The organism is Rhodococcus sp. P4_B6 (assembly GCF_056402215.1).
This window is the reverse complement of record NZ_JBFUHV010000462.1, coordinates 1-993: the sequence shown is the minus strand read 5'-3', so window position 1 is coordinate 993 and position 993 is coordinate 1. Positions and strand designations below refer to the sequence as shown.

The 993-nt window shown below is 61.4% G+C and carries 1 protein-coding gene and 1 pseudogene; both read left to right on the top strand.

Annotated features, from left to right (window positions below; genetic code table 11):
• A pseudogene (locus AC1DWT_RS51560) lies at positions 1-237 on the top strand (ABC transporter substrate-binding protein); the annotation flags it as partial.
• Positions 238-244: 7 nt separating this feature from the next.
• Entirely contained in the window at positions 245-958 is a 714-nt protein-coding gene (locus AC1DWT_RS51555; protein WP_477926316.1) for an ABC transporter ATP-binding protein, read from the top strand.
• Positions 959-993 lie beyond the last annotated feature (35 nt).

Sequence of the window (993 nt, the reverse complement as noted above, 5' to 3'; positions counted from 1 at the left end):
GTCGTCGATCACCCCGACGAAGCGATCTCCATCCTGATGAACGACAGCCAGATCAGTTACGACGCCGCCAAGGACGCCTACGACTTCGCGAAGCCGGACTACTCGACCGACGGGCTCGTCGACAAGCAAGGCCTGCAGACCTGGCTCGACCTCACCGACAAATACGGGACGATCCACGACGGACTACCCACCGTCGACGACCTCTACGACCCKACCTACGCGCAAGACGCGCCTTAGCCCGGCCATGACACCTCCGCACACTCCTCGAGTATTCGCGAAGTCCTCAGATCTGCGGGACTTAAAGGTCCGATCTGACCATCCTGCCGAGCCGATCCGCCGGCATGGAGACCAACTTGGAGAACCAATGACTGCACCGACGACTGCACCGACGAGAATCCCCGCCGCGGCATCAACGCGCGCGGCCACGACCGACAACAGTGGCCCGCCGATCCTGGAAGTCGATTCCGTGATCTTCGGCTATGGAGCCGAGACAATCATCGACAAGGTCAGCTTCGACGGCCGGGCCGGCGACTTCATCTCGATCATCGGGCCCAGCGGATGCGGTAAGAGCACCCTCCTGACGTTGCTCGACGGAATGGCGCAACCACTCGCAGGAAGTGTGCGGGTCAATGGGCAGAAACCACAGCCGGGCGAGCCCTCGCGCTCGATGGTGTTCCAGAACTTCGCGCTGATGCCATGGAAGACCGTGCTCGACAACGTCGAGCTCGGATTGCGCTACCGCCGCCGAGATCTGGCGAAAAAGGAACGGTATGAGATCGCGCACGAGTACCTGAAGAAGGTCGGCCTGGACCGATCGTCGAAGTTGTACCCTCGGCACCTATCGGGAGGCATGCAGCAACGAGTCGGACTCGCCCGCGCCTTTGCGGTGCAACCGCAGATTCTCCTGATGGATGAGCCCTTCGGTGCACTCGATGTGCAGAACCGCAGATTCTCCTGATGGATGAGCCCTTCGGTGCACTCGATGTGCAGAAC

What these genes read in the sequence shown, in the direction of transcription:
- AC1DWT_RS51555 (WP_477926316.1), top strand. Translation starts at nt 245, where the DNA reads ATGACACCTCCGCACACTCCTCGAGTATTCGCGAAGTCCTCAGATCTG.